This window comes from Variovorax monticola (assembly GCF_051216855.1).
Classification (GTDB): Bacteria; Pseudomonadota; Gammaproteobacteria; order Burkholderiales; family Burkholderiaceae_C; genus Variovorax.
The window spans coordinates 695,058-715,910 of sequence record NZ_JBPJZP010000002.1 but is presented as its reverse complement, the minus strand read 5'-3'; the positions used below and the strand labels follow the sequence as shown (position 1 = coordinate 715,910).

Below are 20,853 nucleotides of genomic sequence, written 5' to 3'. Positions count from 1 at the left end.
TTGTGCTTGCGCGACATGTCAGACCTGCAGGGCAGGGTCTTTGGTACTCATTTCATCCCAGATTGCACAGATTCGTTGCAACGCGCCAAAAAGCCGCATGCCGGGCTCAGTCCTGCACCCGCCCGCGCAGGTTCTTGATCTGCGAGCGCTGGCTCTTGCCTTCGAGCCGGCGCTGCTTCGAGCCGTAGGTCGGCTTGGTGGCGCGCCGCACGCGCGGCGGCGTGGCCACGGTGTCGATCACCGCCTGAAGGCGCGCGAACGCGTCGGCGCGGTTCATCTCCTGCGTGCGGTGCTGCTGCGCCTTGAGCACGAACACGCCCTCCTGCGTGATGCGGCTGTCGCGCAGCGCGAGCAGCCGCTCCTTCACGTCGTCGGGCAGCGAGCTGGCCGGAATGTCGTAGCGCAGGTGCACCGCGCTCGACACCTTGTTGACGTTCTGCCCGCCCGCGCCCTGCGCCCGGATGGCGCTGATCTCGACTTCGTCGGGATCGATCAGGAGGGGTGGGCGCAGCATGCCCGCAAGTGTGCCCTGAACGCGGGCACACGCGGGCACACGCGGGCACATGCGCTCAGACGCGCTCGAACACCGCCGCAATGCCCTGCCCGCCGCCGATGCACATCGTGACCAGCGCGTAGCGCCCGCCCGTGCGGTGCAGCTCCGCAATGGCCTTCGTCGTGATGATCGCGCCCGTCGCACCCACCGGATGGCCCAGCGAAATGCCCGAGCCGTTGACGTTCACCTTGGCAGGGTCGAAGCCCAGTTCCTTGATGACCGCGCAAGCCTGCGCAGCGAAGGCCTCGTTCGACTCGATCACGTCGAAGTCGCTCACCTTCAGCCCCGTGCGCTCCAGCACCTTGCGCGTGGCCGGCACCGGGCCGATGCCCATGTACGCCGGTTCGACGCCGGCGTGTGCATAGCCGACGAGGCGTGCAAGCGGCTTCAGTCCCAGCGCCTTCACGCGGCCGCCCTCGGCCAGCACCACGGCGGCCGCGCCGTCGTTGATGCCCGAGGCGTTGCCGGCGGTGACCAGACCGTCCTTCTTGAACGCAGGCTTCATCTTCGCGAGCGTCTCGACGGTGGTGTCTGCGCGCACGTGCTCGTCGGTGTCGAACAGGACCACGCCCTTGCGCGTCTTCACCTCGACCGGAACGATCTGCGCCTTGAAGCGGCCCGCGGCAATGGCCGCCGCCGCGCGCTGCTGGCTGGTGGCGGCCAGCTCGTCCATATGCTCGCGCGTGATGCCGTAGCGCGCGGCCACGTTCTCGGCCGTGATGCCCATGTGGATCTTCTCCCACGGGTCGTGCAGGATGCCCAGCATGTAGTCGACCAGCACCGCGTCGCCCATGCGCGCGCCGTAGCGGGCCGAAGTGTCGAAGTAAGGGCCGCGGCTCATCGATTCCGAGCCGCCGCCGATGGCGATGTCGCAGTCGCCCAGCGCAATGGCCTGCGCCGCCGACACGATGGCCTGCAGGCCCGAGCCGCACAGGCGGTTCACGTTGAAGGCCGGCGTCTCGACGGGGCAGCCCGCGTCGATGGCGGCCACCCGGCTCAGGTAGGCGTCCTTCACGTCGGTGGGAATCACGTTGCCCATGACCACGTGGCCGATGGCGTCCGCCGCCACGCCGCTGCGCTCGATGGCGGCCTTCACGGCGGTGGTGGCCAGCTGGGTGTTGGGCACGTCCTTCAGCGCGCCGCCGAAGGTGCCGATGGCGGTGCGGGCGGTGCCGACCACGAAGATGTCGCGTGAGGTCATGAAGGGATCTCCTGAGTTTGAAAAAAGAGCGGATTCAGCGGCCGGTGAAGGCGGCCGGTTTCTTGTCGAAGAAGGCGTCGAGGCCGATGCGGAAGTCGTCGGTGGCGGCGCAGGCCTGAAAGGCGGCCGATTCGGCATCGAGCTGGCCCGCCAGGTCGCGCCCGAGCGAGCCGCGCATCAGGCGGCGCAGGTGGCCCAGCGCCACGGTCGGCCCCTTGGCCAGCCGGTGCGCGAGTGCCAGCGCTTCGGCTTCGAGCTCGGCGGCGGGCACCACGCGGTTGACCAGGCCCATGCGCTCGGCGGCGGCTGCGTCGTAGGTGTCGCCGAGCATCGCGATCTCCAGCGCGCGGCGCATTCCCACCAGCCGCGGCAGCGCCCACGAGGCGCCCACGTCGCAGCTGGTGCCGATGTTCACGTAGGCCAGGTTGAAGCGCGTGCCCTCGGCCGCGAGCACGAAGTCGGCCTGCAGCATCAGGCTCAGGCCCGCGCCGGCGGCCACGCCGTGCACCTGCGCGACCAGCGGCGCGTCCATCGCGTCGAGCACGGTCAGCGCCTCGTGCAGCGGACCGATCAGGTCGGCGGCGCCCTGCCGGGGATCGGCGCTCAGCACGGCCAGGTCGCCGCCCGCCATGAAGCCCTTGCCCGCCCCGCTCATGAGCACGGCGCGCACGCCCTTGTCGGCGGCCAGTTCGCGCACGGCGGCGAGGAAAGCGTTGGCCATCGGCACGTCGATCGCATTGAGCGCGCCCGGCCGGTTGAAGCGCAGGGTGGCCACCGCGCCGTCGCGGCCCAGCAGCAAAGGGGCGTCTGTGGTCATGCGGTCTTTCCTTTTTGCGTGGCGGGCTCGCGCGGCGCCTGAACGGCCACGGGGACAGCGGCAACAGCAGCGACAGGGCGCTGCAGCACGCCGTTGAGCAGCAGCGCGATGCCCTGGTCGGCGATCTGGTCGGGCGTGAGGTCGCCGTCGGGCCGGTACCAGCGGCCGATCCAGCTCAGCGCGCCGGCCAGCATGAAGGCCGCCATCTTCGGGTCGCACGGCGCGAGCGAGCCTTCGGCCACGCCGTCCTCGATGAGCCGGCGGAACTGGCCGTCGATGCCGGCCTTCAGGCGGCGCAGCTCTTTCTTCAGCGGCGCGGGCAGCGGGTCTTCGCCGATGCGGATCACGCACATGCCGAAGTCCTGCGTGACCACGCCCGAGTAGATGCGCATGCAGGCCTTCAGCTGCTCGATGGCGCTGCCGCCCGCGGCGCGCACCTCGCCGATGCCGGCATGCATGAGGTCGAGCGCGGTTTTCACGCACTCCAGCAGGATCTGGTCCTTGTTCTCGATGTAGTAGTACAGCGTGGGCTTGCTCACGTTCAGCCGCTCGGCAATGTCGTCGAGCGAGGTGGCGTGGAAGCCGCGCTCGTTGAAGAGCTGCGCGGCCGTCTGCAGCACGGCCTGGCGCTTTACCTCGCGCTGCTGGGCGCGCTTGACGGCGGGTGCCCAGGGCGAGGAAGCGGATGCGGATGCAGGTCCGGGCATGGACGGCGTGGGGGCGGTGGCGGAACGGGGCATGGGGTTTGTGCGGGCGGGGAAAGTCCGGATGCCGCCGGATGCGGCGAACAGGGACATTACCCGCCAGTAGGAATTTTACGGACCAGTAGCTTTTCTGGTTCTGGACACAAACCCTGACCTTACAACCACGCACTGAGCCATGCCTGACGCGCCCCCAGCCGAAGCCGCAGTTGCAGCCGCACTTGCATCTGCCGCATCCGTTGCACCCGTGCTGCAGGTCGATGCGCTGACGCTGGCGTTCGGTGGCGTGAAGGCGCTGACGAATGTCGGCTTCGGCGTGGCGCCCGCCTCGATCACCGCGGTGATCGGGCCCAACGGCGCGGGCAAGACCTCGCTGTTCAACACCATCTCGGGCTTCTACAAGCCCCGGCAGGGGCGCGTGCTGTTCCAGGGGAACGACATCACCCGGCTGCCCGCACCGAAACGCGCCGCGCTCGGCCTGGCGCGCAGCTTCCAGAACATCGCGCTGTTCCGTGGCATGACGGTGCTCGACAACATCAAGCTCGGCCGCCACGCGCACCTGAAGACCAACGTGTTCGACGCCCTGTTCTACCTGGGCCGCGCGCGCCGCGAGGAGGCCGAGCTGCGCCGCGACGTGGAGGAGCGGATCATCGATTTCCTGGAGATCGACCACATCCGCCACGCCTCGGTCGCCGCCCTGCCCTACGGCCTGCAGAAGCGCGTGGAAATGGCGCGCGCGCTGGCCATGCAGCCCCAGGTGCTGATGCTGGACGAGCCCGTGGCCGGCATGAACCGCGAGGAAACCGAGGACATGGCGCGCTTCATCCTCGACGTGCGGCGCGAATGGGGCATCACGGTGCTGATGGTGGAGCACGACATGGGCATGGTGATGGACCTGTCGGACCACGTGGTGGTGCTCAACTTCGGCCAGGTCATTGCGCAGGGCACGCCGTCGCAGGTGCAGGCCGACCCGGAAGTGATTCGCGCGTACCTGGGCGCGGGCGACGTGGGCGAGCTGCGGCGCAGGCTGCGCGGCGAAGCGGCTGCCGCAGGGCCGCACACAAAGGCGCAGGTGACCTGATGGATTGGCCCTACCTGTTCGAGATCTCGCTCACCGGCATTGCCGGCGGCGGGTTATATGCGCTCGCGGCGCTGGCCTTCGTGCTGGTCTACAAGGCCACGCGGGTGGTGAACATCGCCATCGGCGAAATGCTGATGGTCGGTGCCTACCTGTTCTTCACCTTCGCCGCGAGCTTCGCGTTGCCGATCTGGCTGGCGGTGCTGGGCTCGGTGATCGGCACCGGCCTGCTGGGCGCGGTGATCGAGCGCACCATGATCCGTCCGCTGCTGGGCGAGCCGCCGATTTCGGTGTTCATGGTGACGGTGGGGCTGGCGTCGATCCTGGTGGGGCTGGTGGAAATCATCTGGACGGCCGACCAGCGCCGACTGCCGGAGTTTCTGCCGAACACGCCGGTGATGATCGGCGAGGCTTTCCTGGCCCCGAAGATCGCCTACGGTGCGCTGGTCGCGGTGGTGCTCATCGGCATGGTGCTGCTGTTGTTCCGTTTCTGGCGCGGCGGCGTGGCGTTGCGGGCCACGGCGTCGGACCAGGCGGCCGCGTATTCCATGGGCATCAACGTGCCGCGCGTGTTCTCGCTCGCATGGGTGGCCTCGGCCATGATCGCGGCGGTGGCCGGCATCGTCGTCGGCGCCATCGGCGGCATCTCGTCGTCGATGGGCGTGTTCGGTTTGTCGGTGCTGGTGGTGGTGATCGTCGGCGGCCTGGACAGCGTGCTGGGCGCGCTGGTCGGGGGCGTGTTCATCGGGCTGGTGGAGGCGCTGGCTGGGTCTTACCTCGGTGGCGAATACAAGCTGCTGGCCACCTTCATCGTGCTGGTGCTCGTGCTGATGGTGCGGCCGTACGGGCTCTTCGGTACGCACGAGATCGAAAGGCTCTGAGATGCGCATCGGCACCCTCAAGCAAAGCTACATCGCCGACGCGGCGCTGTTCGATTCGCGCACGCAGAAGGCATGGCTCGGCATCGGCGCGGCGCTGCTGGTGCTCTTTCCGTTCATGGCCAGCGACTACTGGCTGTACCTTGCCTGCCTCGTCGCCATCAACGTCGCGAGCGCAACGGGCCTCAACATCCTCACCGGCTACACAGGCCTCGTCAGCCTGGGACAAGCCGCCTTCATGGGCCTGGGCGCCTACACCGTCGCCATCATGCAGACGCGGCTCGGCACACCGTTCCTGCTGAACATCCTCGCGGGTGGTTTCGTCGCCATGCTCGGTGGGTTGATCGTGGGCATTCCCTCGCTGCGCGTGAAAGGTTTGTACCTGGCCATCGCGACCATTGCGGCCTCGTTCATCGCGCACTTCCTGTTCGCCAACCTCAAGCTCACGGGTGGCACCACCGGCATCTCGCTGCCGCCCGCGCAACTCTTCGGCCTGCCGCTGGACACCTCGTTCCGCCTCTACTGGGTGATCGTGCCCGTCATGCTGCTGATGGTGCTGGGTGCCGCCAACCTCTTTCGCACCCGCGTGGGCCGCGCCTTCATCGCCATTCGCGACCGCGACATCTCGGCCGAAGTGCTGGGCATTCCGCTGCTTCGCTACAAGCTGCTGTCTTTCGGGCTCTCTTCGTTCTATGCGGGCGTGGCCGGCGGGCTGTGGGCGTACTTCTTTCGCGTGGTCACGCCCGAGAGCTTTCCGCTGCTGATGTCGATCTTCTTTCTCGCGGCCATCATCGTCGGCGGCATGGGCACCATCCTCGGCGGCATCTTCGGCGCGGTGTTCATGACCATGGTGCCCGAGCTGCTCAAGCTCGTGGTCGACCTGCTGCCCGGCGGCAACGAGATGACCGTGTTTCTGTCGCCGGTGCGCACCGTCGTCTTCGGCCTGCTCATCGTCGGGTTTCTGGTGTTCGAGCCGCACGGGCTCGCAGAAGTGTGGCGGCGCATACGCCGCTTCTTTCATCTATGGCCGTTCCGCAACTGAGCCCATTCCAACAGGAGACAAGCATGCCCAAGACACACAAGAAGCTTTCCAATCACCGCCGCGCCCTGCTGATCGCGGCGGGCCTGGCCGCCGTCGTGCCGCTCGCCCATGCGCAAGGCACCGAGGACATCGTCATCGGCGGCTCCATTCCCATGACCGGCGTGTTCGCCTTCGCGGGCGTGGGCATCAACGCCGGCATGGCCGACTACGTGAAGATGGTCAACGACGCGGGCGGCATCAAGGGGCGAAAGCTGCGCTACGTGCCGGAAGACACGGGCTACAAGGTCGACGTGTCGGTGGCGGCGTTCAAGAAGATCACCAGCCAGAACAAGGTCAACCTCTACTACGGCGACTCCACCGGGTTCTCGAAAACCATCAACCCCGAGCTCGATCGCAGCGGCCAGATCCTGATGGCGGGCGCATCGTTCGCCACCGAGCTCAACGACCCGTCCAAGTACCCCAACCAGTTCCTGGTGGGCCCCGACTACACCGAGCAGATCGGCATCCTGCTGCGCCACATCGCCAAGGAAAAGCCGGGCGCGAAGGTGGCCTTCGTGTACTCCGACTCGGAGTTCGGGCGCGACCCCATCGAGGCCAGCGAAGCCGCCGCGAAGAAGCTCGGCCTGACCGTGCCCGTGAAGCTCATGACGCCGGCGGGCAGCGTCGATGTGTCGACCGAAGTCATCAAGCTGCGCCGCGCCGCGCCCGACTACACCATCTTCCACGGCTACATCCTCGCGCCCATTCCCGAGTTCGTGCAGCAGGGCAAGCAGATGGGCATGACCAGCAAGTGGATGGGCACCTTCTGGACCATGGACAGCTCCACCGTCATGAAGATGGGCGAAGCCGCCGACGGCTTCATGGGCGTCATGCCCTACCGCTACTACTACGACACCTCGGCCAAGGCGCCGATGCTCGACAAGATCCGCGCGCTGCGCCCCGAGTACCAGAGCACGGCCTACACGCAGGGCTTTCTCACGGCCATGCTGTTCACCGAAGCGGCCCGGCGCACCCTGGACGCCGGCAAGCCGCTGGACGGCAAGAACCTGAAGGCCGCGCTCAACACCATCAAGGACTTCGACACGGGCGGGCTCATCGGCACGCCGATCACCATCAAGGGCAACTCGATTCCGGTGGGCCGTGTGTACAAGGCCGACATGAAGGCGCAGAAGATGGTGGCGGCGTCCGACTGGATTGCACTGAACTGACACCCGCCATGGACGCGCGCGCGGCACCTGCAGCAGATCTTGTGCTGGAGGTCAACAACATCGAGGTGGTCTACAACAAGGTGGTGCAGGTGCTGCGCGGCCTGTCGCTGGCCGTGCCGCGCGGGCAGATCGTGGCGCTGCTGGGCAGCAACGGGGCGGGCAAGTCGACCACGCTGAAAGCGGTGTCGGGGCTGCTGGCGCTGGAAGACGGCGAGGTGGAGGCCGGGCGCATCGTGTTCGACGGCGCGCCGACCGCGCAGCTGGCGCCGCAGCAGCTGGTGCGGCGCGGGCTGAGCCATGTGATGGAAGGCCGTCGCGTGTTCGAAGACCTGACGGTGGAAGAGAACCTGGTGGCCGCCACCTATGCGCTGACCGAGCGCGGCGGCCCCGCGCCGTCGCGCGACTTCGACGACGTGTACGCCTATTTCCCCCGCCTGCACGAACGCCGCAAGGGCCTCGCCGGCTATCTCTCGGGGGGCGAGCAGCAGATGCTGGCCATCGGCCGCGCGCTGGTGGCGCAGCCCAAGCTCATCCTGCTGGACGAACCCTCGCTGGGCCTGTCACCCAAGCTGGTGGAGGACATCTTCACGATCATCGCGCGCATCAACGCCGAGCGCGGCACGTCGATGCTGCTCGTGGAGCAGAACGCGAGCGTGGCGCTGGCCATCGCACACACGGGCTACATCATGGAAAGCGGCAAGGTGGTGATCGACGGCAGTGCCGAGCGTCTGGCGGCCGACCCCGACGTGCGCGAGTTCTACCTGGGCGTGGGCGGCAGCGGCGAGTCGCGCAGCTTCCGCGCGCTCAAGCACTACAAGCGCCGCAAGCGCTGGCTGTCATGACGACGAACACGCTCCCCTCATTGACGCTGCCGCAGATGCTGCGCGCGCAGGCACGGCTGCAGCCCGGGCGCATCGCCATCCGGCAGAAGGACTTCGGCATCTGGCATCCGCTGGACTGGGCCGGCTACCTGCGGCGCGCCAGCCACTTCGCTCTGGGCCTGCATGCGATGGGCCTGGGAACGGGCGCGCACCTGGGCGTGATTTCGGAGAACCGCGTCGAGTGGCTGCTGTCGCAGATGGGCGCGGGCCTGATCGGCGCGGTGACGGTCGGCGTGTACCCGACGAGCCCCAGCAACGAGGTGGCCTACGTGGTGGGCCATGCGGACATCGAGGTGCTGGTCTGCGAAGACCAGGAGCAGACCGACAAGGTGCTGGAGGCCATCGACCAATTGCCGCGGCTGCGCAAGATCGTCGTCATGGAGACCAAGGGCCTGGCCAGCTACCCGCCAGCGGTGCGCGAGCGCATCGCGACCTTCGCGCAGGTCGAGCAGGCCGGTGCGGCGGCGTTCGCGCGCGACGGCATGGCCGTGATCGATGCCGCGCTGCAGCGCCAGACGCTGGCCGACATCGGCTTGATGATCTACACCTCGGGCTCCACCGGCAAGCCCAAGGGCGCGATGATTTCGTACCGCAACATTCGCGGCGTGGTGCCAGGCATCGCCGAGCGGCTGGCGCTGGACGGCGACACCACGCACCTGTCGTACCTGCCGCTGTGCCACGTGGCCGAGCAGATGCTCACGGCCTTCGTGCCGGTGTACCTGGGCTCGCAGGTGAACTTCGGCGAATCGATACGCACCGTGCAGGAAGACCTGCGCGAAGTGGCGCCCACCATGTTCCTCGGCGTGCCGCGCATCTGGGAGAAGCTGCATGCGGGCATCAGCATCAAGATGCAGGAGGCCGGGCCCGTGCAGCGCGCGATGTTCGTCCGCGCGATGGCCGCGTGCGCGCCGCTGGCCGAGAAGCCGCGCGCCGCATGGACGCTGGCCGAGCGCGGGCGCTTCGCCCTCGCCTACTGGACGGTGCTGCGCGCGCTGCAGAACTTCATCGGCCTGCGCCGCGCGCGCGTTGCGCTGACCGGTGCGGCGCCGATTCCGACGGACGTGGTGCGATTCTTTCGAACGCTGGGCGTGCCGCTGGTGGAGGTGTACGGCCTGACCGAATCGACCGGCATGATCGCCGGCCACCGGCATGACGCGGTGAAGATCGGCACGGTCGGCGAGCCCACGCAGGGCACCGAGCACCGCATCGGCGAGGCGGGCGAACTGCTGGTGCGCGGCGACATGGTGTTCGAGGGCTACTACAAGAACCCGGAGGCCACGGCCGCGTCGGTCCGCGACGGCTGGCTGTACACCGGCGACGTGGTGCGCGAAGACCACGGCCAGCTGCGCATCGTCGACCGCCTGAAGGACATCATGATCACCGCGGGCGGCAAGAACCTCACGCCCTCGGAAATCGAGAACACCATGAAGGGCAGCCCTTTCATCAAGGAGTGCATCGTGGTGGCGGACGGCCGCAAGTTCGTCGGCGCGTTGCTGCAGATCGACTATGAAACCGTGGGCAAGTGGGCGGAGGCGGCGCGCATTTCGTTCACGCATTTCCGCTCGCTGGTGGAAGAACCCCGCGTGCGCGTGCTGATCGACGCGGAAGTTTCAAAGGGCAACGCCAAGCTGGCGCAGGTGTCGCAGATCCGCCGCTTTCATCTGCTGACCAAGGAGCTGGACCATGACGACGGCGAGGTCACGGCGACCATGAAGGTGCGCCGCGCCAGCATCTACCAAACCTACGCCGGCGAGATCGAGGCGCTGTACAGCGCCTGACCGGCTTCGCGCGGCTTGCTTATTCGCCGCGCACGGGGCGGGCCCGCACGTCGGTCACGTCATCGGCGGGGCCGATGGCGATGGGGCTGCGCACCGATTCGCCGCGCGCCCGTGCGTTGACGACATCGGCCGCCTGGGGCTCTGCGGGCTGTGCCGCATGGCGAAACCTGTCGAAGCCGGAGCGCGGGTTGAAGCGCCCGCCCATCGAGGCGACCCACGGGGTCACGGGCTTGCCCGTGAGACGCCCCCAGGCGTAGCGCGTGCCCCACACGGCCGCCAGCAGCATGACCACCACGGCCAGGCTGGCCGCAAAGACCAGCCCCACGAGCAGAAGAATGACCCGAAAAATGAAGTTCATCATTCCAGCTTAGGCCGAAGCCGCCGCCGTTGGTTCCCCGGCCTTGGAGAACGAGAACTTTCCCGGCGACTGGATCGGGTCGGTGTTGACCTCGATCGTGTCCTTCGGCCCGAAGCTGCCGTCCAGCAGCAGCTTGGAGAGCGGGTTCTCGATGCGCTGCTGAATGGCGCGCTTCAACGGACGCGCACCGAACACCGGGTCGAAGCCGACCTTGGCAATCTCGGCCAGCGCCGCGGGCGACACCTGCAGGCCCAGGTCCATCTTCGCGAGGCGCGCGGTCAGCACCTTCAGCTGGATGCCGGCGATCGATTCGATGTTCTTCGCGTCCAGCGCATGGAACACGACCGTCTCGTCGATGCGGTTCAGGAACTCGGGGCGGAAGTAGTTCTTCAGCTCGTCCCACACCGCCTCCTTGATGTCTTCCGAGGGCTGGCCCACCATGGCCTGGATGATGGGCGAGCCGATGTTGCTCGTCATCACGATCACCGTGTTCTTGAAGTCCACCGTGCGGCCCTGGCCGTCGGTGAGGCGCCCGTCGTCGAGCACCTGCAGCAGCACGTTGAACACGTCGGGGTGGGCTTTCTCGACCTCGTCGAGCAGCACCACGCTGTAGGGCTTGCGGCGCACGGCTTCGGTGAGGTAGCCGCCTTCTTCATAGCCCACGTAGCCCGGCGGCGCACCGATCAGGCGCGCGACCGAATGCTTCTCCATGAACTCGCTCATGTCGATGCGGATCAGGTGGTCTTCGCTGTCGAACAGGAAGCCCGCGAGCGCCTTGCACAGCTCGGTCTTGCCCACGCCCGTGGGGCCGAGGAACAGGAACGAGCCCGTGGGGCGGCTCGGGTCGCTCAGGCCCGAGCGCGAGCGGCGGATCGCGTTGGCGACCGCACCGATGGCCTCGTCCTGGCCGACCACGCGCTCGTGCAGCTTGTCTTCCATCACCAGCAGCTTGTCGCGCTCGCCCTGCATCAGCTTGGCGACCGGAATGCCGGTGGCGCGCGCCACGACCTCGGCGATTTCTTCCGCGCCGACCTGCGTGCGCAGCAGCGTGGGGGCGCTCGACTTGCCCTTGCTGGCTTCGGCGTCCTGCGCTTCCTTCAGGCGCTTCTCGAGCGCCGGCAGCTGGCCGTACTGCAGCTCGGCGACCTTGTTGAAGTCGCCCTTGGCGGTGGACTCCGCAATCTGGAACTTGATCTTGTCGATGTCCTCGCGCACCTTGGCGCTGCCCTGGGCCTGCGCCTTCTCGGCCTGCCAGATCTCGTCGTAGTCGGCAATTTCCTTCTGCAGCTTGGCGATCTCGACCTCGATCAGGCCGAAGCGCTTCTGCGAGGCTTCGTCCTTCTCGCGGCGCACGGCCTCCAGCTCGATCTGCAGCTGGATCAGGCGGCGGTCCAGGCGGTCCATGACCTCGGGCTTGGAGTCCATCTCGATCTTGATCTTGGCCGCGGCCTCGTCGATCAGGTCGATGGCCTTGTCGGGCAGGAAGCGGTCGGTGATGTAGCGGTCGCTCAGCTCGGCCGCGGCCACGATGGCCGGGTCGGTGATGTCCACGCCGTGGTGCACCTCGTACTTTTCCTTCAGGCCGCGCAGGATGGCGACCGTGGCTTCCACGCTGGGCTCGCCCACGATGATCTTCTGGAAGCGGCGCTCCAGCGCGGCGTCTTTTTCGATGTACTTGCGGTACTCGTCCAGCGTGGTGGCGCCCACGCAGTGCAGCTCGCCGCGCGCGAGCGCGGGCTTGAGCATGTTGCCCGCATCCATCGCGCCCTCGGCCTTGCCGGCGCCGACCATGGTGTGCAGCTCGTCGATGAAGACGATGGTCTGGCCTTCGTCCTTGGCGAGCTCGTTCAGCACGGTCTTCAGGCGCTCCTCGAACTCGCCGCGAAACTTGGCACCGGCCAGCAGCGCGGCCATGTCCAGCGACAGCACGCGCTTGCCCTTGAGCGACTCGGGCACCTCACCCGAGACGATGCGCTGCGCCAGGCCTTCGACGATGGCGGTCTTGCCCACACCGGGTTCGCCGATGAGCACGGGGTTGTTCTTGGTGCGGCGTTGCAGCACCTGGATGGCACGGCGGATTTCCTCGTCGCGGCCAATGACGGGGTCGAGCTTGCCGCGGCGCGCGCGCTCGGTGAGGTCGGTGGTGTATTTCTTCAGGGCCTCGCGCTGGCCTTCGGCGTCGGCGCTGTTCACGCCCTGGCCGCCGCGCACTGCGTCGATGGCCGCTTCGAGCGACTTGCGCGTCATGCCGTTCGAACGCACGAGATTGCCGATGTCGGCCTTGCTGTCGGTCAGCGCCAGCAGGAAGAGCTCGCCGGCAATGAACTGGTCGTTGCGCTTGATGGCCTCCTTCTCGGTGGCCTGCAGCAGCTTGCCCAGCTCGGTGCCGACCTGCACGCTGTCGGCACCCTGCACCTGCGCCAGCTTCTTGATGGCTGCCTCGGCCGCCTGGGACAGGCCGGGCACGTTCACGCCTGCCCGTTCGAGCAGCGCGCGCGGGCCCTCGCTCTGGCGCAGCATCGCGACCAGCAGGTGGGCCGGTTCGATGTAGGCGTTGTCGTTGCCCAGCGCAAGCGTCTGGGCGTCGCCCAGGGCTTCCTGAAATTTGGTGGTGAGTTTGTCTTGTCGCATGGTGGTGTTCCTGCATCCAAAATAGGGCCGTTCGGGCACGATTCAAGGTTGCCAGCAACGCTGGCGCCGTGGGCACGGGTATTGCACAAGATCCGTTTCCCTGCCCGTAGGCATTTCTCTCTCTCGAATGGAGTCGATCATGGTTTTTTCAATGCAGCGCGTTCAACCGGTGCGCCGGGCGATCAGCGCCGGCCTCTTTCTAGCCGCCCTGGGCCTGTCGGGCCTTGCGCAGGCGCAAAGCGGCACGCCCATCCGCCTGCTGGTAGGGTTTCCGGCCGGCGCGGGCACCGACGCCATCGCGCGCACCCTGGGCGAGAAGCTCAAGGACGTGCTGGGCGTGCCGGTGGTGGTCGAAAACCGCGCGGGCGCGGGCGGGCAGATCGCCGCGACCGTGCTGAAGTCGTCGCCCGCCGACGGCCATACGCTGCTGCTGTCGCACGACCACACCATCTCGATCCTGCCGCAGGTCATCAAGAACCCCGGCTTCAACCCCGCCACCGACTTCGTGCCCGTGGCCGGCTTCGCCACCTTCGCCAACGTGCTGGCCGTCTCGGGCGGCACGCCGGCCAAGACCATGGACGAGTACGTGAAGTGGGTCCGCACGCAAAAGGGCGGCAAGGAAACCATCGGCATTCCGGCGCCGGCCTCGATCCCCGAGTTCCTGGTGAAGATGATCTCGGACAAGTACAAGATCGACGTGCAGCCCGCCCCCTACCGTGGCAGCGCACCCATGACGGCCGACATGCTGGGCAACCAGATCACCGCGGGCATCGCCTCGGTGCCGGACTTCATTGAGAACCACAAGGCGGGCAAGGTGCGCATCGTGGCCTCCATCGGCGCCAGGCGCCAGGCCGTGATTCCGAACGTGCCGACCTTCACCGAACTGGGCTTCGCGAACCTGGACGACCTGCCCTACTACGGCATCTTCGCGCCGGTGGGCACGCCGCAGCCGATCATCGACAAGTACGGCGAGGCGCTGCAGAAGGTGCTGGCCATGCCCGACGTGAAGCAGAAGCTCACGGCGATGGGGTTGACGGTGGGCTACGAGTCGCAGGGCCAGTTCGCGGGGCGTGTGCGCACGTACACCGCGGCCTGGGAAAAGATCATTCAGGGCAGCGGCTTCAAGCCCCTGTGATGTCTTGCTCCCTCTCCCCTCGGGGAGAGGGTTGGGGTGAGGGCTCGCGGCCTTCGCCAGTGCAAGTCAGGCATTCGGGGCGCTGATGCCCCAGCGCGCAAGCGCCGCGTCGTCGGCCACGCGCGCATCGACCCAGCGGGCGCCTTCGGGCGTTTGCTCCTTCTTCCAGAACGGCGCCTGCGTCTTGAGGTAGTCCATCAGGAACTCGCAGGCCTCGAAGCTCTGGCCGCGGTGCGCCGACACCACCGCCACCATCATGATCTGGTCCAGCGGCTGCAGCAGGCCCACGCGGTGGATCACGCGCGCACCCAGGATGTGGAAGCGCCGGTGCGCCTCGTCGATCATGGCCTCGACGGCCTTCTCGGTCATGCCGGGGTAGTGCTCCAGCTCCATCGACGCGACGCTGCTGCCGTCGTTGCGGTCCCGCACAGTGCCTACGAAGCTGCAGACCGCGCCCACGCGCTTGTCGCCGGCACGCAACACGGCGATCTCTTGCGAGAGGTCGAAATCGGCTGTCTGGATCGAAACACGTGCAACGCTCATTTCCGAATTGTGGCACCGCGCTAGACTGCGACGATGCCTTGCCTCGCCACGCCGTCCACAGTGCTTTCGCACACTGGAAGCGGCCGCGCGGGCCAGGGCAGCAAAGCCAAAAAACCAAAGCTCGTCTGACCGGAGCCGAGGTTCCGTCGTCGGATGAGCGACGGAACCTGCCAAGGTTTTTGGCCCCCTCATGGGTTTCGCGCGCATCCGACGGTGGTTCTTTTTCCATCGGTCGATTCCTGAAAGGAAGCCCGCGTGCCGCAACAACTCCATCCCCCCGTCCCTGATTTCTCAGGCTTCTGGGTCGCCCTCGTCACTCCGTTCCGCGACGGCGCGGTGGACCATGACGCCCTCGCCGCCCTGACCCGGCGCCTCGCCGCCGACGGCGTGACCGGCTTCGTGCCCTGCGGCTCCACCGGCGAGGCTGCCGCGCTCGACGAGGTCGAGCAGTTGGCCGTGCTTGACACCGTGCTGGCCGCGGCCGACGGCCTGCCGGTGGTGATGGGCATTTCGGGCTACCACCTGGGCAAGGCCACGGCCTGGGCGCGCAAGCTCTGCGAGCGCCCGCTGGCGGGCCTGCTGGTGGCCGCGCCGCACTACATTCGCCCGTCGCAGGCCGGCCTGCTCGAATGGTTCCGGGCCATTGCCGACGCCAGCACGGTGCCGGTGCTGGTCTACGACATCCCCTACCGCACCGGCGTCACCATCGCCCGCGACACGCTGCTGGCGCTGGCCGCGCACCCGCGCATTCGCGGCATCAAGGACTGCGGCGGCGACATGGCCAAGACGCGCGCCGTGATCGCCGATGGCCGGCTGCAGGTGCTGTCGGGCGAAGACCACCAGATCTTCAGCACGATGGCCGAAGGCGGCGTGGGTGCCATCGCAGCCAGCGGCAATGTGCAGACCCGCCGCTTCGTGCGGCTGGTGCGCCTGTTGTCGGAGAACCGGCTGGCCGAGGCCCGCGCCGACTGGCAGGCCTTGCAGCCGCTGGTGGACATGTTGTTCGCCGAGCCGAACCCCGGCCCCGTGAAGGCGGTACTGGCGCACGCAGGCGAAATGCACGACGAGCTGCGTTCGCCGATGACGTGCGCGTCCGACGGCCTGCGCGAGCGCCTCGTGGCGCTGAGCGCCCTGCTCAGCCGCCCGTGACGGGTGGAAAGAAGGCGACCTCGCAGCCGTCGTGCAGGGCTGCGGACTCGTCGCTCATGGCCTGGTCGAGCGCCATGCGCACCGCCTTGCCTCGCGCCAGCGCGGTGGCGTAGACGCCGCCCCGGGCGATGAGTTCGTCGCGCAGCGTGGCGAGGGTTTCGGCTTGCGTGTCTACGCTTTCGCCGCTGCGGGCAAGCGCCTCGCGCACCGAGGCGAAATAACGGACCTGGACTTTCATTCGATTCAGCCGAGCAGCGAGGCGAAGGGAATGAAGTTCACGGTGTCGCCCGACCTGATCGTCTGTCCGGCCGGGTTGTCGACCACGCCGTCACCCCAGACCATCGAGGTGAGCACGCCCGAGCTCTGGTTGCCGAACAGTTCGAGCCCGCCCGCCGCGTTGCGCCGCGCACGCAGGAACTCGCGGCGCTTGTCGGCGCGCAGCCAGTCGAAGTCGGCACGGATGCGCACCGGCTCGAGTGTCACGCGCGTGGCACCCTGCAACGTCAGCACAAAGGGGCGAACCAGCATCAGGAAGGTCAGGAAGCTCGACACCGGGTTGCCCGGCAGACCGGTCACATGGCACGCGCCCTGCCCATTGCTGCGCGCGATGGAGCCGTAGGCGAAAGGCTTGCCGGGCTTCATCGACAGCGACCACAGCTGCAGCTCGCCGAGCGACTGCAGCGCGGCGCGGATGTGGTCTTCCTCGCCGACGGACACACCGCCGGTCGTGATGATCAGGTCGCTGCTCTCGGCCGCGTCGCGCAGCGCCGCGATGGTGGCTTCGCGGTCGTCGGGCACGATGCCCAGGTCGTTCACCTCGCAGCCCAGGCGGTGCAGCAAGGCGCGCATGAAGAAGCGGTTGGAGTTGTAGATGGCGCCGGGCTTCATGGCGTCGGGCGCCACTTCGCCAGGCATCACCAGTTCGTCGCCGGTGGAGAGCATGGCCACGCGCGGCTTGCGCGCCACCTGCAGCTTGTGGAAGCCGACGCTGGCGGCCAGGCCGAGCGCGGCGGGCGTGAGGCGTTCGCCCCGCTTCAGCACCACATCGCCCGACGCCACGTCTTCGCCCGCGCGGCGCACCCATTGGCCAGCCGCCGGAACGATGGCGATGCGAACCGAGCCCAGGCTGCCTTCCTTCGGCGTGGCGGCGGTGTCTTCCTGCATGACGACCGCGTCGGCGCCCTCGGGGATCTGCGCGCCCGTGAAGATGCGCGCCGCGGTACCGGCCGCGAGCGCCGTGCCGACGGTGCCCGCGGGAATGCGCTGCGTCACGGCCAGTTCGGCCCCCGGCGCGGCGCAGTCGGCCACGCGCACGGCGTAGCCGTCCATCGCGCTGGCGTCGCGCGGCGGCACGGTCAGGCCGGACACGAGGTCCTGCGCCAGCACGCGGCCGTCGGCCTCGAAGGTGACGACGCTCTCGGCGGGCAGCGTCGGCTGCGCCCGGGCGAGCAGCGCGGCGACGGCCTCGTCGAGCGGCATCAACGGCGGGCGCAACGAAGAAGCGGCGAACGGGACGGGAGAAGCAGGTGTGTCAGCCATGGTGTTCGGGGTTGTATTCGAAGCGGTCGCCGCTGTCGATCAACCACTTCGCAATGGCCTCGGCGTCGTCGAGGTCGAAAAGCGGGCGCTCGGTGGGCACGGGCAGGCCGGCCGGGTCGTCCGTGGCCACAGCGGTGACGAAAGGATCGTCGGTGTAGAGCGCCGGGCGCGACGGCTCGTCGCCCTCGGGCCGGCGCCAGACTTCGATCTTCAGCACGTCGCTGTGCCGGAAGCCCTCCACCAGCACCCAGTCGGCGGACGGGTGCACCTCGGCCAGCAACTGGTGCACGTTGAGCTCCACGGGAAATTCGAACTCGCGCATCACGGCCAGCCGTTTGTCGGACGCCACGACGACCTCGAAGGCGCCCGCCTCCCGATGGCGGTACGTGTCCTTGCCCGGATGGTCGATGTCGAACTTGTGGTGCGCATGCTTGACCACCGAGACGCGTTGCCCGAGCCGCTTGAGCGCGGGAATCAGGCGCTCCAGCAGCGTGGTCTTGCCCGCGCCCGAGTAGCCGGCGAAGCCGACGACCTTCATGCGGGAGCCCGCCGGACGCGATCAGTCACAGTTTTGCGCGATGTAGGCCTTCACGGCCTCGGCGTCGGCCGGCAGCTTCACGACGCGCTTGGGCAGGGCCTCGATGCCTTCGAACCGCTTCGGCCGCTCGGGCTCCTGGCCCAGCGCCTCGACCAGCGTGGCGGCGAACTTGATCGGCAGCGCGGTTTCGAGCACCACCATCGGCACGCCGGGCGCGAGCTGCTCGCGCGCGGCCTTCAGGCCGTCGGCGGTGTGCGGATCGACCATCGTGGCAAAGCGCTTCTCGGTGTCGCGGATGGTCGCCAGGCGGTCGGCGTGCGTGCTGCGGCCGCTCTTGAAGCCGAAGCGCCCGGCGGCCTGCTTGAACGCCGGGTCGGCGCTCAGGTCGAAGCTGCCTCGCAGGCCCAGGTCTTCCACGAACAGCTGGCGCAGCCGGTCGGCGTCGCGACCCACCAGGTCGAACACGAAGCGTTCGAAGTTGCTGGCCTTGCTGATGTCCATCGACGGGCTGGAGGTCTCGTGCGTGTCGACCGCGCCGCGCACACGGTAGATGCCGGTGCGGAAGAACTCGTCGAGCACGTCGTTCTCGTTGGTGGCGACCACCAGCGTCTGGATAGGCAGGCCCATCATGCGCGCCACGTGGCCCGCGCAGACATTGCCGAAGTTGCCCGAGGGCACGGTGAAGCTCACCGGCTTGTCGTTGCTCGCGGTGGCCTGGAAGTAGCCGGCGAAGTAGTAGACGACCTGCGCCAGCAGCCGCGCCCAGTTGATCGAGTTGACCGTGCCGATGCGGTACTTGCGCTTGAAGCCCAGGTCGTTGGACACCGCCTTCACGATGTCCTGGCAGTCGTCGAACACGCCGGTGATGGCGATGTTGTGGATGTTCTCGTCCTGCAGGCTGAACATCTGCGCCTGCTGGAACGGGCTCATGCGGCCGTCGGGCGAGGTCATGAAGACGCGCACGCCCTTCTTGCCGCGCATGGCGTACTCGGCCGCGCTGCCGGTGTCGCCGCTGGTCGCGCCCAATATGTTGAGTTCCGCGCCGCGGCGGGCCAGTTCGTACTCGAACAGGTTGCCCAGCAGCTGCATCGCCATGTCCTTGAAGGCCAGCGTGGGGCCGTTGGACAGGGCTTCGAGGTACACGCCGTCCTCGAGCTCGCGCAGCGGCACGATCTCGTCGGAGCCGAACACCTCGGCGGTGTAGGTCTTGGCACAGATCGCCTTCAGGTCGGACAGCGGAATGTCGTCGATGTAGAGCGAGAGGATCTCGAAGGCCAGCTCGGCGTAAGGCAGCGCGCGCCACCTGGCGAGCGTGGCGGTGTCGACCTGCGGATACTCCGCTGGCAGGTAGAGGCCGCCGTCGGGCGCGAGGCCCTCGAGGAGGATTTCGCAAAAGCGCTTGCGGTCGGGGTGGCCGCGGGTGCTCAGGTAGTTCACACGATGGTCCTGTGGGTCCGGTTCAATGCTCGATGGGTGAAGTTGGCAAGCTGCCCCTCAGGACAGCTCTTCCTTGCGGATGCGAACGATGGGCTCCAGCACCGTGGGCAGCGCCTGCAGCTCGGCCAGCACGTCGTTGACGGTGCCTTCGCGCGCATCGTGCGTGAGGATGATGAGGTCGGTCTGCGTGGAGCCTTCGCCGCCCACTTCGTCGGCTTCGCGCTGCAGCACGGCGTCGATGCTGATGCCGGCGGTGGCCAGCAGGCCCGTCACCTTGGCGAGCACGCCGGCCTGGTCGGCCACGCGCAGGCGCAGGTAGTAGCTGGTGACCACCTCGGTCATCGGCAGCACCTTCAGGTCGCTCATGGCGTCGGGGTGGAAGGCCAGGTGCGGCACGCGGTGCGCGGCGTCGGCCGTGTGCAGGCGGGTGATGTCGACCAGGTCGGCAATCACGGCGCTGGCGGTGGGCTCGCTGCCTGCGCCCTTGCCGTAGTACAGCGTGGTGCCGACGGCGTCGCCGTGCACCACCACCGCGTTCATCGCACCTTCGACGTTGGCCAGCAGGCGCTTGGACGGCACCAGCGACGGATGCACGCGCAGCTCGATCCCCTGGGCGGTGCGCTTGGTGATGCCCAGCAGCTTGATGCGGTAGCCGAGCTGTTCGGCGTACCTGATGTCCTGCGCGGCGAGCTTGGTGATGCCCTCGATGTGGGCCTTGTCGAACTGCACCGGAATGCCGAAGGCGATGGCGCTCATCAGCGTGACCTTGTGGCCGGCGTCGACGCCTTCGATGTCGAAGGTCGGGTCGGCTTCGGCGTAGCCCAGGCGTTGCGCTTCCTTTAGCACGGTCGCGAAGTCCAGGCCCTTGTCGCGCATCTCGGACAGGATGAAGTTGGTGGTGCCGTTGATGATGCCGGCCAGCCACTGGATGCTGTTGGCCGTGAGGCCTTCGCGCAGCGCCTTGATGATCGGGATGCCGCCGGCCACCGCGGCCTCGAAGGCCACCATCACGCCCTTGGCGTGCGCGGCCGCGAAGATCTCGGTGCCGTGCACCGCGAGCAGCGCCTTGTTGGCCGTGACCACGTGCTTACCGGCCGCAATGGCTTCGAGCACGAGCTGCTTGGCAATGCCGTAGCCACCGATGAGTTCGATGACGATGTCGATGTCGGGGTTGGCAATGACTTCGCGTGCATCGGCGACCACCTTGACACCTTCGCCGGCCACTTCGCGGGCGCGGGCGGTGTCGAGGTCGGCCACCATGGTGATCTCGATGCCGCGGCCGGCGCGGCGCTTGATTTCTTCCTGGTTGCGCTGGAGCACCTTGAAGGTGCCGCTGCCGACCGTGCCTGCGCCGAGCAGGCCTACTTGGATGGGTTTCATTGGAAA

General features: G+C 67.8%; 20 protein-coding genes. 8 read left to right on the top strand and 12 right to left on the bottom strand.

All coding sequences use genetic code 11. From position 1 onward, the window contains the following. Positions 1–106 precede the first annotated feature (106 nt). From arfB to ACSFA5_RS08670, 4 genes are read right to left on the bottom strand one after another with little or no spacing between them, the layout of a single operon-like run. Positions 107–514: an alternative ribosome rescue aminoacyl-tRNA hydrolase ArfB gene (gene arfB, locus ACSFA5_RS08685; RefSeq protein WP_435443610.1), complete on the bottom strand. Its 408-nt coding sequence runs from the start codon at positions 512–514 to the stop codon at positions 107–109. Between the two features lie 55 nt (positions 515–569). Next, entirely contained in the window at positions 570–1,754 is a 1,185-nt protein-coding gene (locus tag ACSFA5_RS08680; protein WP_435443609.1) for an acetyl-CoA C-acyltransferase family protein, read from the bottom strand. Between the two features lie 34 nt (positions 1,755–1,788). Then, positions 1,789–2,571, bottom strand: a complete 783-nt coding sequence (locus tag ACSFA5_RS08675) for an enoyl-CoA hydratase/isomerase family protein (RefSeq protein ID WP_435443608.1) — start codon at positions 2,569–2,571, stop codon at positions 1,789–1,791. After that, on the bottom strand, positions 2,568–3,311 hold the full coding sequence (locus ACSFA5_RS08670) for a TetR/AcrR family transcriptional regulator (RefSeq protein ID WP_435443607.1): 744 nt from the start codon (positions 3,309–3,311) through the stop codon (positions 2,568–2,570). The genes ACSFA5_RS08675 and ACSFA5_RS08670 overlap by 4 nt, the downstream gene beginning before the upstream one ends. Positions 3,312–3,450: 139 nt before the next feature. Between ACSFA5_RS08670 and ACSFA5_RS08665 the strand changes: the two genes are divergently transcribed. Genes ACSFA5_RS08665 through ACSFA5_RS08640 form a run of 6 tightly spaced genes read left to right on the top strand, consistent with a single transcriptional unit; the run spans position 3,451 to position 10,137 of the window. Beyond that, entirely contained in the window at positions 3,451–4,353 is a 903-nt protein-coding gene (locus tag ACSFA5_RS08665; RefSeq protein ID WP_435443606.1) for an ABC transporter ATP-binding protein, read from the top strand. Continuing rightward, positions 4,353–5,231, top strand: a complete 879-nt coding sequence (locus tag ACSFA5_RS08660; protein WP_435443605.1) for a branched-chain amino acid ABC transporter permease — start codon at positions 4,353–4,355, stop codon at positions 5,229–5,231. The genes ACSFA5_RS08665 and ACSFA5_RS08660 overlap by 1 nt, the downstream gene beginning before the upstream one ends. Before the next feature lies 1 nt (position 5,232). Then, positions 5,233–6,270 (top strand): branched-chain amino acid ABC transporter permease, encoded by a 1,038-nt coding sequence (locus tag ACSFA5_RS08655; protein ID WP_435443604.1) that lies wholly within the window; start codon positions 5,233–5,235, stop codon positions 6,268–6,270. Positions 6,271–6,293: 23 nt separating this feature from the next. Beyond that, positions 6,294–7,478, top strand: a complete 1,185-nt coding sequence (locus ACSFA5_RS08650) for an ABC transporter substrate-binding protein (protein WP_435443603.1) — start codon at positions 6,294–6,296, stop codon at positions 7,476–7,478. An 8-nt stretch (positions 7,479–7,486) separates the two neighbouring features. Then, entirely contained in the window at positions 7,487–8,320 is an 834-nt protein-coding gene (locus ACSFA5_RS08645; RefSeq protein WP_435443602.1) for an ABC transporter ATP-binding protein, read from the top strand. Beyond that, entirely contained in the window at positions 8,317–10,137 is a 1,821-nt protein-coding gene (locus tag ACSFA5_RS08640) for an AMP-dependent synthetase/ligase (RefSeq protein WP_435443601.1), read from the top strand. The genes ACSFA5_RS08645 and ACSFA5_RS08640 overlap by 4 nt, the downstream gene beginning before the upstream one ends. Positions 10,138–10,156: 19 nt before the next feature. On the opposite strand, the gene ACSFA5_RS08635 is transcribed toward ACSFA5_RS08640, so the two are convergent. Beyond that, a complete protein-coding gene (locus ACSFA5_RS08635; RefSeq protein WP_435443600.1) occupies positions 10,157–10,498 on the bottom strand; it encodes a hypothetical protein in 342 nt (113 codons plus the stop codon). A gap of 6 nt (positions 10,499–10,504) precedes the next feature. Beyond that, a complete protein-coding gene (gene clpB, locus ACSFA5_RS08630; RefSeq protein WP_435443599.1) occupies positions 10,505–13,126 on the bottom strand; it encodes an ATP-dependent chaperone ClpB in 2,622 nt (873 codons plus the stop codon). A 139-nt stretch (positions 13,127–13,265) separates the two neighbouring features. Here clpB and ACSFA5_RS08625 point away from each other — a divergent pair, with 139 nt between their 5' ends. After that, complete coding sequence (locus ACSFA5_RS08625; RefSeq protein WP_435443598.1) at positions 13,266–14,261, top strand: Bug family tripartite tricarboxylate transporter substrate binding protein; 996 nt, start codon at positions 13,266–13,268, stop codon at positions 14,259–14,261. A gap of 66 nt (positions 14,262–14,327) precedes the next feature. Here ACSFA5_RS08625 and ACSFA5_RS08620 read toward each other — a convergent pair whose 3' ends face one another. Then, positions 14,328–14,804 carry a molybdenum cofactor biosynthesis protein MoaE gene (locus ACSFA5_RS08620; RefSeq protein WP_435443597.1) on the bottom strand — a complete coding sequence of 159 codons (477 nt, stop codon included), beginning with the start codon at positions 14,802–14,804 and terminating at the stop codon, positions 14,328–14,330. A 255-nt stretch (positions 14,805–15,059) separates the two neighbouring features. Here ACSFA5_RS08620 and dapA point away from each other — a divergent pair, with 255 nt between their 5' ends. Then, a complete protein-coding gene (gene dapA, locus ACSFA5_RS08615) occupies positions 15,060–15,953 on the top strand; it encodes a 4-hydroxy-tetrahydrodipicolinate synthase (protein ID WP_435443596.1) in 894 nt (297 codons plus the stop codon). On the opposite strand, the gene moaD is transcribed toward dapA, so the two are convergent. Genes moaD through ACSFA5_RS08590 form a run of 5 tightly spaced genes read right to left on the bottom strand, consistent with a single transcriptional unit; the run spans position 15,940 to position 20,847 of the window. Further along, complete coding sequence (gene moaD / locus ACSFA5_RS08610; RefSeq protein WP_435443595.1) at positions 15,940–16,191, bottom strand: molybdopterin converting factor subunit 1; 252 nt, start codon at positions 16,189–16,191, stop codon at positions 15,940–15,942. The genes dapA and moaD overlap by 14 nt on opposite strands. A gap of 5 nt (positions 16,192–16,196) precedes the next feature. After that, the gene (locus ACSFA5_RS08605; protein ID WP_435443594.1) at positions 16,197–17,492 is read right to left on the bottom strand and encodes a molybdopterin molybdotransferase MoeA; all 1,296 of its coding nucleotides are present in this window, start codon (positions 17,490–17,492) and stop codon (positions 16,197–16,199) included. Further along, positions 17,485–18,030 carry a molybdopterin-guanine dinucleotide biosynthesis protein B gene (gene mobB, locus ACSFA5_RS08600; protein WP_435443593.1) on the bottom strand — a complete coding sequence of 182 codons (546 nt, stop codon included), beginning with the start codon at positions 18,028–18,030 and terminating at the stop codon, positions 17,485–17,487. Before mobB ends, ACSFA5_RS08605 begins: the two co-directional genes overlap by 8 nt. A 21-nt stretch (positions 18,031–18,051) precedes the next feature. Next, the gene (gene thrC, locus ACSFA5_RS08595) at positions 18,052–19,467 is read right to left on the bottom strand and encodes a threonine synthase (RefSeq protein WP_435443592.1); all 1,416 of its coding nucleotides are present in this window, start codon (positions 19,465–19,467) and stop codon (positions 18,052–18,054) included. Between the two features lie 57 nt (positions 19,468–19,524). After that, a complete protein-coding gene (locus tag ACSFA5_RS08590; protein ID WP_435443591.1) occupies positions 19,525–20,847 on the bottom strand; it encodes a homoserine dehydrogenase in 1,323 nt (440 codons plus the stop codon). Between the last annotated feature and the right edge of the window lie 6 nt (positions 20,848–20,853).

Excerpts from the sequence above, each read along its gene's own strand:
- arfB (WP_435443610.1), bottom strand. The coding sequence starts at position 514 with ATGCTGCGCCCACCCCTCCTGATCGATCCCGACGAAGTCGAGATCAGC.
- ACSFA5_RS08680 (WP_435443609.1), bottom strand. The coding sequence starts at position 1,754 with ATGACCTCACGCGACATCTTCGTGGTCGGCACCGCCCGCACCGCCATC.
- ACSFA5_RS08675 (WP_435443608.1), bottom strand. The coding sequence starts at position 2,571 with ATGACCACAGACGCCCCTTTGCTGCTGGGCCGCGACGGCGCGGTGGCC.
- ACSFA5_RS08670 (WP_435443607.1), bottom strand. The coding sequence starts at position 3,311 with ATGCCCCGTTCCGCCACCGCCCCCACGCCGTCCATGCCCGGACCTGCA.
- ACSFA5_RS08665 (WP_435443606.1), top strand. The coding sequence starts at position 3,451 with ATGCCTGACGCGCCCCCAGCCGAAGCCGCAGTTGCAGCCGCACTTGCA.
- ACSFA5_RS08660 (WP_435443605.1), top strand. The coding sequence starts at position 4,353 with ATGGATTGGCCCTACCTGTTCGAGATCTCGCTCACCGGCATTGCCGGC.
- ACSFA5_RS08655 (WP_435443604.1), top strand. The coding sequence starts at position 5,233 with ATGCGCATCGGCACCCTCAAGCAAAGCTACATCGCCGACGCGGCGCTG.
- ACSFA5_RS08650 (WP_435443603.1), top strand. The coding sequence starts at position 6,294 with ATGCCCAAGACACACAAGAAGCTTTCCAATCACCGCCGCGCCCTGCTG.
- ACSFA5_RS08645 (WP_435443602.1), top strand. The coding sequence starts at position 7,487 with ATGGACGCGCGCGCGGCACCTGCAGCAGATCTTGTGCTGGAGGTCAAC.
- ACSFA5_RS08640 (WP_435443601.1), top strand. The coding sequence starts at position 8,317 with ATGACGACGAACACGCTCCCCTCATTGACGCTGCCGCAGATGCTGCGC.
- ACSFA5_RS08635 (WP_435443600.1), bottom strand. The coding sequence starts at position 10,498 with ATGATGAACTTCATTTTTCGGGTCATTCTTCTGCTCGTGGGGCTGGTC.
- clpB (WP_435443599.1), bottom strand. The coding sequence starts at position 13,126 with ATGCGACAAGACAAACTCACCACCAAATTTCAGGAAGCCCTGGGCGAC.
- ACSFA5_RS08625 (WP_435443598.1), top strand. The coding sequence starts at position 13,266 with ATGGTTTTTTCAATGCAGCGCGTTCAACCGGTGCGCCGGGCGATCAGC.
- ACSFA5_RS08620 (WP_435443597.1), bottom strand. The coding sequence starts at position 14,804 with ATGAGCGTTGCACGTGTTTCGATCCAGACAGCCGATTTCGACCTCTCG.
- moaD (WP_435443595.1), bottom strand. The coding sequence starts at position 16,191 with ATGAAAGTCCAGGTCCGTTATTTCGCCTCGGTGCGCGAGGCGCTTGCC.
- ACSFA5_RS08605 (WP_435443594.1), bottom strand. The coding sequence starts at position 17,492 with ATGGCTGACACACCTGCTTCTCCCGTCCCGTTCGCCGCTTCTTCGTTG.
- mobB (WP_435443593.1), bottom strand. The coding sequence starts at position 18,030 with ATGAAGGTCGTCGGCTTCGCCGGCTACTCGGGCGCGGGCAAGACCACG.
- ACSFA5_RS08590 (WP_435443591.1), bottom strand. The coding sequence starts at position 20,847 with ATGAAACCCATCCAAGTAGGCCTGCTCGGCGCAGGCACGGTCGGCAGC.